Annotated in this window: 15 protein-coding genes; 6 read left to right on the forward strand and 9 right to left on the reverse strand. The window is 56.8% G+C overall.

Annotated features, from left to right (window positions below; translation table 11 throughout):
* Positions 1 to 43 precede the first annotated feature (43 nt).
* Together BLP96_RS19880 and BLP96_RS19885 are read left to right on the forward strand one after the other, a co-directional pair.
* Complete coding sequence (locus BLP96_RS19880) at positions 44 to 388, forward strand: DUF4417 domain-containing protein (protein WP_143005106.1); 345 nt, start codon at positions 44 to 46, stop codon at positions 386 to 388.
* Positions 351 to 644, forward strand: coding sequence for a hypothetical protein (locus BLP96_RS19885; protein WP_143005107.1), 294 nt, complete (start codon positions 351 to 353; stop codon positions 642 to 644). The genes BLP96_RS19880 and BLP96_RS19885 overlap by 38 nt, the downstream gene beginning before the upstream one ends.
* Before the next feature lie 55 nt (positions 645 to 699).
* On the opposite strand, the gene BLP96_RS12395 is transcribed toward BLP96_RS19885, so the two are convergent.
* The gene (locus BLP96_RS12395; RefSeq protein ID WP_143005108.1) at positions 700 to 1,260 is read right to left on the reverse strand and encodes a hypothetical protein; all 561 of its coding nucleotides are present in this window, start codon (positions 1,258 to 1,260) and stop codon (positions 700 to 702) included.
* Positions 1,261 to 1,346: 86 nt separating this feature from the next.
* Here BLP96_RS12395 and BLP96_RS12400 point away from each other — a divergent pair, with 86 nt between their 5' ends.
* Positions 1,347 to 2,177, forward strand: coding sequence for a protein NO VEIN domain-containing protein (locus tag BLP96_RS12400; RefSeq protein WP_176761521.1), 831 nt, complete (start codon positions 1,347 to 1,349; stop codon positions 2,175 to 2,177).
* 366 nt (positions 2,178 to 2,543) lie between these two features.
* Here BLP96_RS12400 and radC read toward each other — a convergent pair whose 3' ends face one another.
* The 8 genes from radC to BLP96_RS20575 form a co-directional block, all read right to left on the reverse strand.
* Complete coding sequence (radC, locus tag BLP96_RS12405) at positions 2,544 to 3,041, reverse strand: RadC family protein (RefSeq protein ID WP_089686628.1); 498 nt, start codon at positions 3,039 to 3,041, stop codon at positions 2,544 to 2,546.
* An 11-nt stretch (positions 3,042 to 3,052) separates the two neighbouring features.
* Entirely contained in the window at positions 3,053 to 3,664 is a 612-nt protein-coding gene (locus BLP96_RS12410) for a lambda exonuclease family protein (protein WP_089686631.1), read from the reverse strand.
* A gap of 59 nt (positions 3,665 to 3,723) precedes the next feature.
* Positions 3,724 to 4,479: an ERF family protein gene (locus BLP96_RS12415; protein ID WP_089686632.1), complete on the reverse strand. Its 756-nt coding sequence runs from the start codon at positions 4,477 to 4,479 to the stop codon at positions 3,724 to 3,726.
* 10 nt (positions 4,480 to 4,489) lie between these two features.
* Positions 4,490 to 4,675, reverse strand: coding sequence for a hypothetical protein (locus BLP96_RS12420; RefSeq protein WP_089686633.1), 186 nt, complete (start codon positions 4,673 to 4,675; stop codon positions 4,490 to 4,492).
* 115 nt (positions 4,676 to 4,790) lie between these two features.
* Positions 4,791 to 5,759 (reverse strand): DUF932 domain-containing protein, encoded by a 969-nt coding sequence (locus BLP96_RS12425; protein WP_089686635.1) that lies wholly within the window; start codon positions 5,757 to 5,759, stop codon positions 4,791 to 4,793.
* 67 nt (positions 5,760 to 5,826) lie between these two features.
* Complete coding sequence (locus BLP96_RS12430; protein WP_089686637.1) at positions 5,827 to 6,144, reverse strand: hypothetical protein; 318 nt, start codon at positions 6,142 to 6,144, stop codon at positions 5,827 to 5,829.
* Between the two features lie 121 nt (positions 6,145 to 6,265).
* Positions 6,266 to 7,288, reverse strand: a complete 1,023-nt coding sequence (locus BLP96_RS12435; RefSeq protein ID WP_089686639.1) for a helix-turn-helix transcriptional regulator — start codon at positions 7,286 to 7,288, stop codon at positions 6,266 to 6,268.
* A 60-nt stretch (positions 7,289 to 7,348) separates the two neighbouring features.
* Positions 7,349 to 8,107, reverse strand: coding sequence for a DUF2201 family putative metallopeptidase (locus BLP96_RS20575; RefSeq protein ID WP_089686640.1), 759 nt, complete (start codon positions 8,105 to 8,107; stop codon positions 7,349 to 7,351).
* A 235-nt stretch (positions 8,108 to 8,342) separates the two neighbouring features.
* Between BLP96_RS20575 and BLP96_RS12445 the strand changes: the two genes are divergently transcribed.
* The 3 genes from BLP96_RS12445 to BLP96_RS12455 are packed head-to-tail and all read left to right on the forward strand — an operon-like array spanning position 8,343 to position 11,716.
* Positions 8,343 to 10,064, forward strand: coding sequence for a hypothetical protein (locus BLP96_RS12445; RefSeq protein WP_089686643.1), 1,722 nt, complete (start codon positions 8,343 to 8,345; stop codon positions 10,062 to 10,064).
* Between the two features lie 31 nt (positions 10,065 to 10,095).
* The gene (locus tag BLP96_RS12450) at positions 10,096 to 10,677 is read left to right on the forward strand and encodes a hypothetical protein (RefSeq protein ID WP_089686646.1); all 582 of its coding nucleotides are present in this window, start codon (positions 10,096 to 10,098) and stop codon (positions 10,675 to 10,677) included.
* Positions 10,678 to 10,687: 10 nt separating this feature from the next.
* Positions 10,688 to 11,716 (forward strand): hypothetical protein, encoded by a 1,029-nt coding sequence (locus BLP96_RS12455; RefSeq protein ID WP_089686648.1) that lies wholly within the window; start codon positions 10,688 to 10,690, stop codon positions 11,714 to 11,716.
* Positions 11,717 to 11,824: the final 108 nt, after the last annotated feature.

The raw sequence follows: 11,824 nt of genomic DNA on the forward strand, positions 1-11,824 counted from the left end.
GGGCGCGGCAACGACGCCAAGCCCAAGCAGTGAGGCGGCGTCCATGCCGCGTTCCTTCACCCAGCCGCCAGACTGGACCTGCAAGCCCGGCGGCTGGGACACCATCGGCACCCGCGAGGTCTTCCCCGGCGCATCGCCGCTCGGCATCCCCGACCTGCTGCCGCAGACCTTCACCGAGCCGCCCCCGGCGTTCTGGCTGTTGCCCTACCGCAGCAAGTGCAGCCTGGCCGCCCGTGACCTTTGTCACTTCTACCTCGACGACTACCGCTTCGAGACGACCTGGAACGAGCCCAACGCCGCGCTGAGCCACCTGCGCCGCGCTGACGCCCGACTTCAGCCTCGACCCGACCATGCTGCGCGGCGCCTTCACGCCCAGCCAGATCACTGACTTCATCAACCGCGAGGCCTTCGAGCATGCCGGCGGGCGCGTCCAGTCGCTGGCCGACGAGGAGGGCATGGTCCTGCGCGAGCTCTCGCTGGCGATGACCGCTCCACGTTCGGTGGCGCCCTACTGGCGGCAGCTGCGCGACGAACGCTTCTACCGCGGCCAGTGGGCCGACCGGCCGCGCGGCAGCCGCTACGTGCTGGTCAGCGGCTACGAGGTGGGGGCCGACAGGACGCTGGGAGTGAGGGAGGACAGTTGATCGTCCCGCTACTGAGAATAGCGCTCTTCTTTCGAGTCGGTTCGGGGAATGAGCATCACTGGGCATTCGCCCAGGCAGCTTCGAGCCGTTCAATAACGCGGCGCTGCAGGTAAGGATCGCCGCTGCTCATTGTCTTTGCCTCTTGGTGCCAGAAAGGGATGTGCCCCGTCGCGTCCGGGCTGTGTTCGATCTGGCCCAGCAACAGTGCAAGCCTCACTCTTTGGGCGTCGGCGGGGGCCTCGGCCATTTGCTGGAGAGCACGCTCCCAGAGCACGACATTACCGCAGGCCGAGTCGAAAGGCGTCGACGCGGCGTCAACCAGATCAGCAACTTCTTCGCCGAAATATTCAGTGAGAGTTTCCCGAGGGGTTTGCACAATTCCGTTGATGAGCACCAGAGCGGCTACCGCTGTCAGGGCATCGCCGTTGACGCGATCAGCAAGCACCTGGCAAGCATGCTCAAGGATGGCGTCATCGTCCTGACGGATGGCTTCGGTGCTGAAGGGAAAGAGCGAACCGACCTGCTCTCGTTCATGCTCGGCGTAGCGTGCGTTGCGAAACCGCTGGAGCCGCTCGCAAAAATCAGTCTTCGAGCCATTGAGATCGGCGCTATCCACGAGCTGCATCCTTTTCAGGCGTCAATTATCGGGTGAGCATGACGGGCAACGGTCTTTGTGAGAGCCTATGGCATCAGCGAATGCTGATGTCTTCCTCGCTGTTTCCTAAAGCGGCAAGACGTCAGTCGGTGCGGCAGAAGTCGTTCTATCAGGGAAAATGGATGAAGACCATCGACACACGAGAGCTGGCGTCACGGTTGGCCGGCGGCGATTACTATATTCGGACCAAGGATGGTGAAGTCAAGGGGTTGGCCGTGACCATCCGGGACAATCCTGAAGCACCAGAGGTCATCATTGTCGGTAATAAGCCTAAAGTCATATCCAGGGCAGAGCAGTTCATGGAGAGCGGGAAAGCGGTTCCTCTCTACATCAAGCAGGGGGCTAATGCATGGGCTTACCGCGGCGAATACCGTCCCACAGCATTTTCCCGCGACGCCGCTGTCATCGAAGATTACCGGAAACACCGCTCCACCGAGTCGATAGCCGGCATCCTGTTCCTGGAAGAGGTCGATGGATCAGCCGACTTTCAAGGAAGGGGAGGTTGGAGTACCGACCCAGAGACTCGCAAGGCCGTGGAGGAGGCTGCCGTTCTTCGTGTGATGACGTATCTGGAGCATTTGAACCCTCCATTCGAGGTGCGGGACCGGCAGAAAGACAACTGCGGATATGACTTGCTGGCAATACGTGGAAAAGAGGCTTTGCGCGTCGAGGTCAAGGGTACGGCCGGCACCAAACCGGCTTTCTGCCTGACCCGAAACGAGCGTGCTGCCTCGGTGCATCCGGCATGGCTTCTGGCAGTGGTTACCGATGCGCTTTCCGATGAACCGAGTGAGCCTCTATTCTTCACAGCAGACGAGATGAACTCGAGATTCGACCTTGAGCCTTATGGATGGCGAGCTACCCCAAAAGCTCAGTAACAACCTCTGTCTGGCGCCACCGCCGGCTCGTTCCTCGCCCGCGGGCCGGGCTGCTCCGAGCTTCGGCCCTACGGGCTGGCTTCGCCACCCTGCGCATCCCTGGCGCTCTGCGCGCTGACGGTTCCGCCTGTTCGTCCCTCATACGCTCCACCCGGCGGGGCCGGCTCGTTCCTCGCAAGTCCCTTCGATGACCCCAACCCCTCACCGGTGGGCGCAAGCGCCCCCCGGTGCCCGCGGCGAAAACCCCTAAGCCCCGCTTCGCCAGCGGTGATCTGGAACCAATCTGCATCAAAAAGAAAAAATGCTTTCAATGCCACGACGCCACCACAAAGGGCGGCGCCGTGCAGTTGTCTGCCAGGATATTTCTTAGAGATAGCCCAGCCCTGCAAAGGACGAACGCCCCTCGCTGCCCACCACGATGTGATCGATGACCCGGATCTCCACCAGCCCAAGGGCTTCCTTCAGGCGCTGGGTGATGCGCCGGTCGGCATCGCTGGGCTCCGGATCACCTGAGGGATGGTTGTGAACGAAGATCACCGCCCCGGCATTGTGGGCCAGGGCCCGCTTAACCACTTCCCGAGGGTAGACGCTGGCCGAATCGATTGTCCCTCGGAACAGCGTCTCGAAGTGGATGAGGCGATGCTGAGTGTCGAGGAACAGGGCGCTGAACACTTCGTGCTCGTAGCCCTGAAAGAGCACCTGCAGGTAGTCGAAGACCAGGTCCGGCCGGGTGAGCTTGCGCCCCCTGGCCAGTCGCCGACGGGCGAAGGCCTGGGCGATGCTGACAAGCTCCGCCTCGGTGACGGGCGCGGTGATGTCATAGGTGCCGGCGACTTCGCCAGCTCTGAGCTTGCGGTGATTCATGGTGTCTCTCCTCACGCCGCCATGACCATGGCCATGCGGCGCTCCAGCTCCTCGTAGAACGCCTCCACCCGCTCGGCGATGGTGCGGATCATTCCCTCGTCCCGGTAGGCGCGCTTGACGAACAGCGGCATGCCGGGCCAGTAGCTCACGAAGTCGATCCACTCCCGTTCGCTGACCCACAGGCCGCCCTGGCACTGCGCCACGTGCTCCTGGGGCAGCTCGTCGGCCAGCAGCAGCTCGATCTGGTACTTGGGCAGCTTGGTCTTGATTTCGGCCAGCCCCCGGCTGTCCACCAGGCAATCCGGGGAGTAACCCACCCCGTGGTTGAGAATGATGCCGACCTGCTTGAGGTGGGGCAGGCCAGTGGCCTCGTGGTATAGCTCGCGGGCCACTGGCTCCAACTCATGCCCCCGCTGGGTGTGGGCATTTCCCTGGAAGGCATCCGAGGGCTCGCCGGTGATGCGCTCACCGATCAACTGATGCATGTAGCTGATGGCTCCAGCACCGAAGCCACCCGGCCCCTTGCCCTTGACCAGCAGGGACTTGAGCTCGGACATGGTGACGATGCCGAGACGGGCGGCATGCCACTCGGGCGTGCCCTGTTCCAGTGTCAGAATCTGCATGACGGTTCTCCTTGATGAAATGCGGCATAGCCAGCGAGGGAACTCCCCTCGCCGGGTTGTCAGTGCTGTTGGCGGTTGGTCAGTGCTCGCTTGTGCAGCGAGGCGCGTAGCCTGTCGAAGTCGTCGCGCGGCACCTGCTCGGCATCGCCGTACTTGCCGACGAACCACTCCTGGGTGGCGGAAGGACAAGCAGCGATCAGCTGCCGGATCTGTCCCGCCTGGAAGGGCGTGACGAGCTTTACCGGTGCCGCGGCATGGCCGTTGTCGTCCTGACCGCGGGTGGTGATGTTAAGCAAGGCGCACAACACATAGCGCTTGCCGTAGCTGGTGGAGGAGCCGAAGGCCTGCACGGCATTCTTGCTGCCGCTGGTATCGGCCGGGAGCAACATACTGGTCTCCTCGCGGTGACCGTCCTTGTGCATCAGCACGCCGGTCACCTGGATACCGCGCTCATGGGTCTGAATGCGGAAGCTCACCGCGAAGCCGTGTTTCTTCATGATCGGCCTGACGGTGTCGACGATGTCCTCCAGGGTGGCGTAGGCACCGTTGTTGCCCTGGCCGCGCTCGGCAATGCTCGGCAGTTCGGTCTGCATGGCCGCCATGGCGGTGCTGTAAGCCATCAGCGCTTGACGATCCAGCACGCGCTCCTGCATCTGCAGCAGGCGTTCCATCTTGTCGATGTCGACCTCGGGGTTGAGGGCGGCCCGCTCGATTACCTGGATGATGGCGGTGCTCTCCTGCAGGGGCTGAGCTGTCGGCTCGGTGGCGAGTTGGCCGTTGCGCTGGCCTTGCTGGGGATGGATGGGCGTTGCCATGGGAATCACCTCACAGGTAACGGTTGATGACGTCCTGGAGCTGCTCGGTGGGCACCGGCTCCAGCGACACGACCACGCGATAGAGCTGGCCCTTGGCCAGCACGTGGGTTTGCGTCTCATGCTTGCCGGCCTCCAGCAGCTGACGGGTCAGCTGCGTCAGGGCGCGGCAGATCTCGAATGACAGTCGCGAAGACATGGGATCCTCCAGAAACAGAAACGCCCGGCCGTGGTGGCCGGGCGCTATGCCGTGATGGGAATGGGATGGTGTGGGTGGCGAGACTGACCGCTGCTGTCGCAGCCCGTGCTGCCGATCAGGCGACCAGCGCCATGGCTGACGCCAGGGCCTTGTCCTTGAGGCTCGCCCCCTGACCGAACCAGGCGGAGTCCATGCGGTAGTCGTTGCTGCGGGCGCGCTTCTCGTGGTCCACGTACTCGGTGATGGCGTTGAGCAGGCCCCAGGCGGTGCCCTGAGCGGTGCAGAGCTGAGCTCCACGCCCTTCGCCATGGAACAGCTTCTGCACGCGATTCAGTGCCCGGACGTTGGGCAGCTTGGAAGGGTCGTCGGTCGGCGCCTCGGCGTTGCAGATCACCGACTGGAAGTAAGTCTTCACTTCTTCCTGGCTGACCTTGCGCTCGGCCAACGTCTTCATGCGGTACATGAAGTCGTCCCACTGCGAGACCGAGATGCCCAGTTGCTGCTTGACCCGCTGCGGGTTGAACTCGGTGCTGTGCGGCACCTTAACGCCCTGTGCCATGCCATCCACGGCGATGGTCAGGGTGTTGTTGCAGACCACCCGTACCGAGGTCGGTGTGGCCACCGTGGCCAGCGAGCCGTCACAGGAGGTCGCCAGCAGCAGGTAGGCGTTGACCTGATCCTGCCCCTTCAGCGCCGTGCCCAGGTCGCTGCGGGCCAGCGCCCAGAACTTGCGGCCGCCCTTGAGCACCCCGGCCGTTTCCAGTTCATAGCCGGCGTACTCGGTCAGGTCGCGGTAGAACTCCAGCACCTCCTCGGGCTGCACCACCTTGTAGCGCTGGGAGACCACTGACAGCGGGGCCCGAGTATCGGAGCGATAGAGCACCTTCTGTTCCGGGAAGGAGTGGATGCTGCCCAGGTGCCCGGCGCCATCGGCGATGAAGCGCACGGGGGACGCCTCGATGTGCCAGTCCATGCCGGCCTGCTGCCGCCACACTTCCAGGGATTGATGACGCGAGAGTTGCTGCCCCAGGCCATGCCAGGGGGTGTCGCCGACGTAAGCCATCTGTTCGATCTGATGTGCCATGAGAAACCTCCAGGACGAAAAAAAGCCGGCAGAGCGCCGGCAGGGTTGAGGAAACGAAGTGACGGGATCAGTCCAGCACCCGGAAGGCGTGGCCACAGCTCAGGCAGAGCCAGGGCGTGCCCTCTCCAGGGGGGAACAAGTGCTGGACCATCCGGTGCCCGGCAGCGGCCCCGGCGATACCACCGGTCGACGCTGCCATCACGGCAGCCGCGACCCGGCTGATCGGAAAGGACGCGGAGGGGTTGAGTGACAGGCTATGCGAGTAAAGCGAGGCGTAGGCCCCCTTCAGGGAGCCGACCAGCCCGCCGGCGGCGGTACCGAGCTTGCGGGCAGTCTCGAGGTTGATGACGCGCTGCAACTCGCAGCGCGAGCAGGCTAAAGGCATAGAAGGCCTCCTGTGCCAGTGGAAGTAGCCCGGGAAGGGCTTTGCTCACAGGAGTGATATAGGTTTTAAAATTATTATAATTGTTTGTGTCTGTGTTCGTTGTATTTGTGAGGTTAAAAATTTAAAGCTTGGTTTTTATATCTTGGCGTGACAGGATCTCGCGGGCAGTGGCTAGTATGTCATTTTTCCATGAAGTTGGACCCAATACTTCAATATTCGTGCCAAGCCCTTTAATCCACCACAGTGTCTGTTGATCATTTGGAACTAAAGCTTCAAGACGCTGCCACTCGCTGTCCTTTATCGGGGAAAGGGTCTGTTGATTGGAAAGTGGTGTTTCCGTCAATAGCCAAGCCAGTTGTGGCGCCACGTTGGCGATTAATGTCGTGTCTTCATTTTCTTCCAGATAACCAAAGGCGCCATTGTGAATGTAGTCATCTAGATGAAACCTCGTCGACCCCCGCCATGGACTACTGCTGATAGCAGCTTTCTTGATACGGTGCAACGCAAATTGGCGAATATCTTCGTAATCGTTCACGGTAGCCAGAAGATAGGTTACGCTGTGGCGACTTACCAATCCTTGGGGGTGAAGAGTAAACTGCTTCTCTTCCTCAGCACTTCGCGATAGGTAGGTTACGTCCACAGCTAGATTTTCCAGCAAGGCTTGAGATACTGTCTGCCAAATGGCCGCCTCGAATGGGGCCGGAATCAGCGCCTTCCCATTGGGAATTGCCCGGACCCGCTTTGCCCACTGACTGAGCCCGTTGCCCTCCAAGTTATCAAGTAACCGTCTTGCGTCGCGAAACTGAGGTGCCAATTGGCCGACCACCACCGGCGGCAGCAACCCTTTCAGGTACTCCTCGGCCAGGACCAGGGTCAGGGCGCTGGGCACGTCGAGGGCCGGCAGGTTGCAGTGGAAGTCCCGGTCGAAGTACCAGCGGTAGGGTTTCTGGCTGTCGTCACACGCTAGCGGAAAGTGTAGAGCCAGTTTGTCGCGCAGGTCGCGCTGCAGGGAGCGGGTATCGATCTGGAAGCCCCGCTCGTTGAGCTTTTCCAATAGCACTGGGGTGCTTATGCGGCCGGGACTGCGTGGAATTAGCTGTAACATGGCCAGGTAGCGGAAAAGGGTCTCTCGGATCTCGGACATTAACAAACCTTATAGTGTGAGTAGCCAGAGTGGCTCCAGTCTAACGGTGGACATTCAATATTACCAGCGAGGTGATGACCAAGATGCCATCAAAGAACTTAAGCACGAGGTCCTTAGGTAGAGGTTTACTACTTTACGAGCTTGGTGCTGCCAGTGCTGAGAAAGGAGCTTCATATCGAGGGGTGTACCCTCTATCGCGCTATCCCCCCTAAAAGCAGCCTGCCACGGCATTACATCCAGGCTCGTTTCATTGTCGAGAAGGGGACAGTCAGCTAACCAGTCATACACAGCGATTAATGATTTACCGATACAGGCAGGAAAAAGTACAGATTGGGCTGGCATGGAAAACCCCAGCATCAGTAAGACTACATTGATCTCATGGTCGCATGCCAAGTGCCAGCGGCGGCTATCCAAGACCGGGGCGGGGCGGAAGTGTCCGGCTACGCAGTGCCATACGAGGTGGGCATGCGTGAACTGGCGGGTTGTTTTGTCCAGACTAGCGCCCCAACGTGGGTTTACATAGATACCTCTGCCGTCAGTGGTGGCTGTCGCCACAGACGATTCCGGTATGCTCTGAATAGAGAGTTGCTCAGCCAGAAAGGCAGTAGCGGGCTGATCGGATTTCCAGACTTCGCAGTCAGTCTGCCATAGAAATTCTGGCTTGATTATGGAGTCACCTTCGCCTGTAGAGCTATGGTGTGCTTGATTCCTTAAGGTTTTCGGTCCCATAAGCGATGCCTCCTTAACTGCTGTAGGCATCAGTCTTAGTCTAAATAGCGACATTCTGTGTCGCACTTTGCGTTTGAGCTTCTGCGACATGATCTGTCGTAGGAGTCAGCTAGCGTATGAGGGTCCAGCCCAGCCACATGGTGCTGAAGACGGCTTCGCGTGCGTTGGCAGAGGGTGCTGGGTTGGACGCATGGGGAGCCTAAAGTTTCAGCAGGGCGAGCCGATACTAAGTATGATATAGCTTTTTTTGGCTGCTTTGGTGCGTCTGGCACCGTCACGAGAAGAGCTTCACTAGCACACGGCCATAACTGCAGAGAGGGCTCCGATGGCTGCTAACAAGACTGGTACCACGGGAGAGAAGGATGAGTCGCAGCAGGAAATCCGCCGCGATGCCATCCGTGCGGCTGAAGGATTAGCCTTCCATGAGACGGTGCAACGCTTCGGTAGTGCGAACGCCGAATATATTAAGGGCTACCGCGGTGTTGACCATGAAACAGGTAAGCGTTTTGCTAAAGGCTTGGCCGGCATCGCAAAGCACAAGGTAAGCGATGATCCTCGCTGGACCGCACGCAATATCAAGCAACAGGCTGGATATAGCGCAGAGGTGGCCACGACTAGCCGCGACAATGCTGAGGCTATTATCAGCAAGTCGAATGTTAGGACTTCACGTTCAGATGATCTGCCCGAGTATGGAAAAAACCACAACGTAGTCGACCGAGTTAAACTGGTAGATGGAAATATCGTTGATGGCTCCCAGGCACAAATGAAATTCGTAGGAGACCGAAACCAGCTCCTTGAGGACATTGCACGGGAAGACGGAAAATTTTCACGGTACCGTGGTACCAAGATTGAATTGCCACGCGAGCAATTTGAAGGTAACCGTGCCTACGTGCTTGAAGAAGCAAAAAAACTGAAAGAGCAGGCTGAAAAACTCTCTAAAAAGTCCGGCAAGGCTGATCAGGCAAATAAACTCCGAATTGAGGCAGCCAAGCTGGAAGAGCGTGCAAAAGCTGAGAATTTTCAAGCGGAGCCCGCAACGGACTATTGCCGAAGGAAAGCTCATCAGCGGCGATACAATGCTGAAAAAGCAGAGGCTAAAGGAAACTCAGATGCAGCAACAAAACTTCGTCGTGAGGCCGACAATTACGACGAGCTAGCTGAACAAGTCAGTGATAGTGGTCTTACTACAGAAGAAGCAATTTTTTATCGGGAGCGTCCCGGTTCCGCGACCTTTATGGACATTGGTCGTACCTCCCATAGAGCAGGCATACAAGGTGCCAAGTACGGCGCGATAATTGGTGGTAGCATTTCAATCTTAGTCAATTGTTTGGCTGTCGCTCAAGGAGAGAAAGAGGCATCGGACATTTTTTCTGATATCGCTACTGATACCATAAAGGCAGGCGCGCTTGGCTATGGTGGGGCTTTTGCAGGTTCGGCCATAAAGGGTGGTATGCAGCAGTCGGGAAATCCGTTCGTACGACAGCTTGCAGGTACCAGTGCCCCGACGCTAGCGTTAAACATTTGTCTTTCCTTGGGCAGCTCCGTTCAGCGCTTCGTGACGGGTGAGATCAACGAGGAACAGTTACTCACAGAGGTGGGTGAAAAAGGTGCTGGTATGCTATCGAGCGGTATGATGGCAGCTGTCGGTCAAGTGGCAATTCCAGTTCCTTTTGCAGGTGCTGCTATTGGTGGACTGATTGGCTATATGCTTTCGTCTATGTTTTACCAGAGTGCCTTGGATGCCGCACATGGCGCGCAGATTTCTCGTGAGCGGCTTCTTCAGGTGCGTGCGATTGAAGCTGCTGCGAGAGATCGAATCGACTTTGAAAAAGAGCAATTGGAGGAATTTGTAAGCCGAGAGATCCCCCAGCTGCGATTGGAAACAAAAAGTCTCTTGTCAACGATTGGTAGTACCAATAAAAAGAGCCTTGATGAGATGTGTAATAGCATCAACCACTACGCAGAATTGTTGGGTAAGAAGCTTCAATTCCAGTCCATTGATGAGTTTGAGTTGTTCATGTCCACTGACGATCCTCTTGCTTTATAATCTGAAGATTCGAGAAAAGGGAAAGTTCTTCATGTTGATAAAAATGCTTTCAGAGGCCGATAGAGTTCATTTGCTTGACCTGGCAAGCTTGTTTACAATCGCTGATAAACCATTGCTTTGGGATGGGAAGACTTATGAAGAGTTAACTCCGCAAACCAGCTTGGATGAGGTTTCCATAAAGGTGGGGAAGCGAGAGCGAGAAATAATGGAGGAATTGCAGAAAGATGCTGGTGTGAATCAAGAAGATATATTTGGAATTGTTTTCAGTTATGGTGCTATTGATAAAATATCAGGACGACTCGTCGATGTCTTGAAGAACTATCCTTTTGTGAAGATGGAGGATCCAGGTGCGCGTGTGGCGGCGGGTACCACGGTATTGTTGGAGTTGCTGGCAGGCAAGAATTATGACCTTCCATCCACTCCAAAAATTATTCTTTATGAGCTATTGTTAGTAGCGTTACGAGATGGGCATATCTCGGGTGTCGAGTGGGCCTTGCTCAAGGAATTTCAGAGGTATTGTAACCTGGAAGACTTTATCTTCAATGATCTGTTAGAGCGTGCAGAATATCTTAATCAAGAAATCAGTAAGACCATTTCTATTGTTTTAGAATAAGGAGTCAGGTATGCCTATCCCTTTGGTCATTGGTGCAGCTGCAGCTGCAGCCGGGGTATATGGTGCCGTGAAAGGTGTAAGCGGAGTTGTAGATCAGAGTTCTGCCAAGCACATTAACAATAATGCTCGTACATCAGTAGAGGTTGCGAATCAAGAGCTTGATGAACTACGTAGGATGGCAAATGAAACACTTGAGGATTACGGCCAGCGCAAACTTCGTGCTTTCAACGGGGTTGTTTCAGACTTCATCGGTACTTTCCAAATAATTAAGAACGTAGATCTCAAACAAAGCGTTGAGCTTGACAAGCTCAACGCTGGAGATTTTTCGAACAGGACTCTTCCAAGCCTGACGCAAGACTACCAAGCTCTCAAGGATGCGGGCCTAGGCTTGGGGGCTGGCATTGGTGGCGGAGCTGCGCTGGCATTCGGCTCATACAACGGCACGATGCTACTGGCGACTGCAAGTACCGGGACTGCGATATCATCACTGAATGGTGTCGCTGCCACCAATGCCACCCTTGCCTGGCTGGGAGGTGGGTCGCTCGCTACAGGTGGTTATGGCATGACGGGTGGCGTGATGGTTCTGGGTGGTATCGTTGCCGGCCCGGCTTTGGCAATTTTTGGACATGTATTGGGCAACAAAGGTGAGGAAGCATTAAACACAGCCAATGCCAATCGAGAACAGGCCAAAACTATCTGCGAGCAAGCATCTCTTATGGGGGGAAAGCTCAAGGCCATTACAGAGGTAACTTCATTTGCCAACACAACTTTTTCAAATGTCAGCTCGCGCTTACGGCACGCAATCTCTGATATGAAAAATACCGTCAACAGAGAGGGGAAGGACTTTGGAAACTACACGGATCAAGGCAAAATAGCGGTATTCAATGCCGTCAAATTTGCTCAGCTATTGAAGGCCATGATCGATACACCGTTACTTGACAAAGAAGGTAATCTCGTTCTCTCCACTAAGAAGAGAGTTATCGATATTAATGATGTGGCGAGTGGTAAAAAAGAATCTCTTGATAGCATGTCTCAATGAGTTAATGGCTCGCCCCTCACGAGGCGCGAGCCTTTTAAGTTAGGCTATGTGTAGTGTACCAGTCAATGAATTCGTATCAAGTCTTTCCTTGCAATAGATGCGGCCTGT

The organism is Billgrantia gudaonensis (assembly GCF_900100195.1).
Classification (GTDB): Bacteria; Pseudomonadota; Gammaproteobacteria; order Pseudomonadales; family Halomonadaceae; genus Halomonas; species Halomonas gudaonensis.

Excerpts from the sequence above, each read along its gene's own strand:
- BLP96_RS19880 (WP_143005106.1), top strand. The coding sequence starts at position 44 with ATGCCGCGTTCCTTCACCCAGCCGCCAGACTGGACCTGCAAGCCCGGC.
- BLP96_RS12450 (WP_089686646.1), top strand. The coding sequence starts at position 10,096 with ATGTTGATAAAAATGCTTTCAGAGGCCGATAGAGTTCATTTGCTTGAC.
- radC (WP_089686628.1), bottom strand. The coding sequence starts at position 3,041 with ATGAATCACCGCAAGCTCAGAGCTGGCGAAGTCGCCGGCACCTATGAC.
- BLP96_RS12425 (WP_089686635.1), bottom strand. The coding sequence starts at position 5,759 with ATGGCACATCAGATCGAACAGATGGCTTACGTCGGCGACACCCCCTGG.
- BLP96_RS12430 (WP_089686637.1), bottom strand. The coding sequence starts at position 6,144 with ATGCCTTTAGCCTGCTCGCGCTGCGAGTTGCAGCGCGTCATCAACCTC.
- BLP96_RS19885 (WP_143005107.1), top strand. The coding sequence starts at position 351 with ATGCTGCGCGGCGCCTTCACGCCCAGCCAGATCACTGACTTCATCAAC.
- BLP96_RS12435 (WP_089686639.1), bottom strand. The coding sequence starts at position 7,288 with ATGTCCGAGATCCGAGAGACCCTTTTCCGCTACCTGGCCATGTTACAG.
- BLP96_RS12400 (WP_176761521.1), top strand. The coding sequence starts at position 1,347 with ATGTCTTCCTCGCTGTTTCCTAAAGCGGCAAGACGTCAGTCGGTGCGG.
- BLP96_RS20575 (WP_089686640.1), bottom strand. The coding sequence starts at position 8,107 with ATGTCGCAGAAGCTCAAACGCAAAGTGCGACACAGAATGTCGCTATTT.
- BLP96_RS12415 (WP_089686632.1), bottom strand. The coding sequence starts at position 4,479 with ATGGCAACGCCCATCCATCCCCAGCAAGGCCAGCGCAACGGCCAACTC.
- BLP96_RS12410 (WP_089686631.1), bottom strand. The coding sequence starts at position 3,664 with ATGCAGATTCTGACACTGGAACAGGGCACGCCCGAGTGGCATGCCGCC.
- BLP96_RS12420 (WP_089686633.1), bottom strand. The coding sequence starts at position 4,675 with ATGTCTTCGCGACTGTCATTCGAGATCTGCCGCGCCCTGACGCAGCTG.
- BLP96_RS12455 (WP_089686648.1), top strand. The coding sequence starts at position 10,688 with ATGCCTATCCCTTTGGTCATTGGTGCAGCTGCAGCTGCAGCCGGGGTA.
- BLP96_RS12445 (WP_089686643.1), top strand. The coding sequence starts at position 8,343 with ATGGCTGCTAACAAGACTGGTACCACGGGAGAGAAGGATGAGTCGCAG.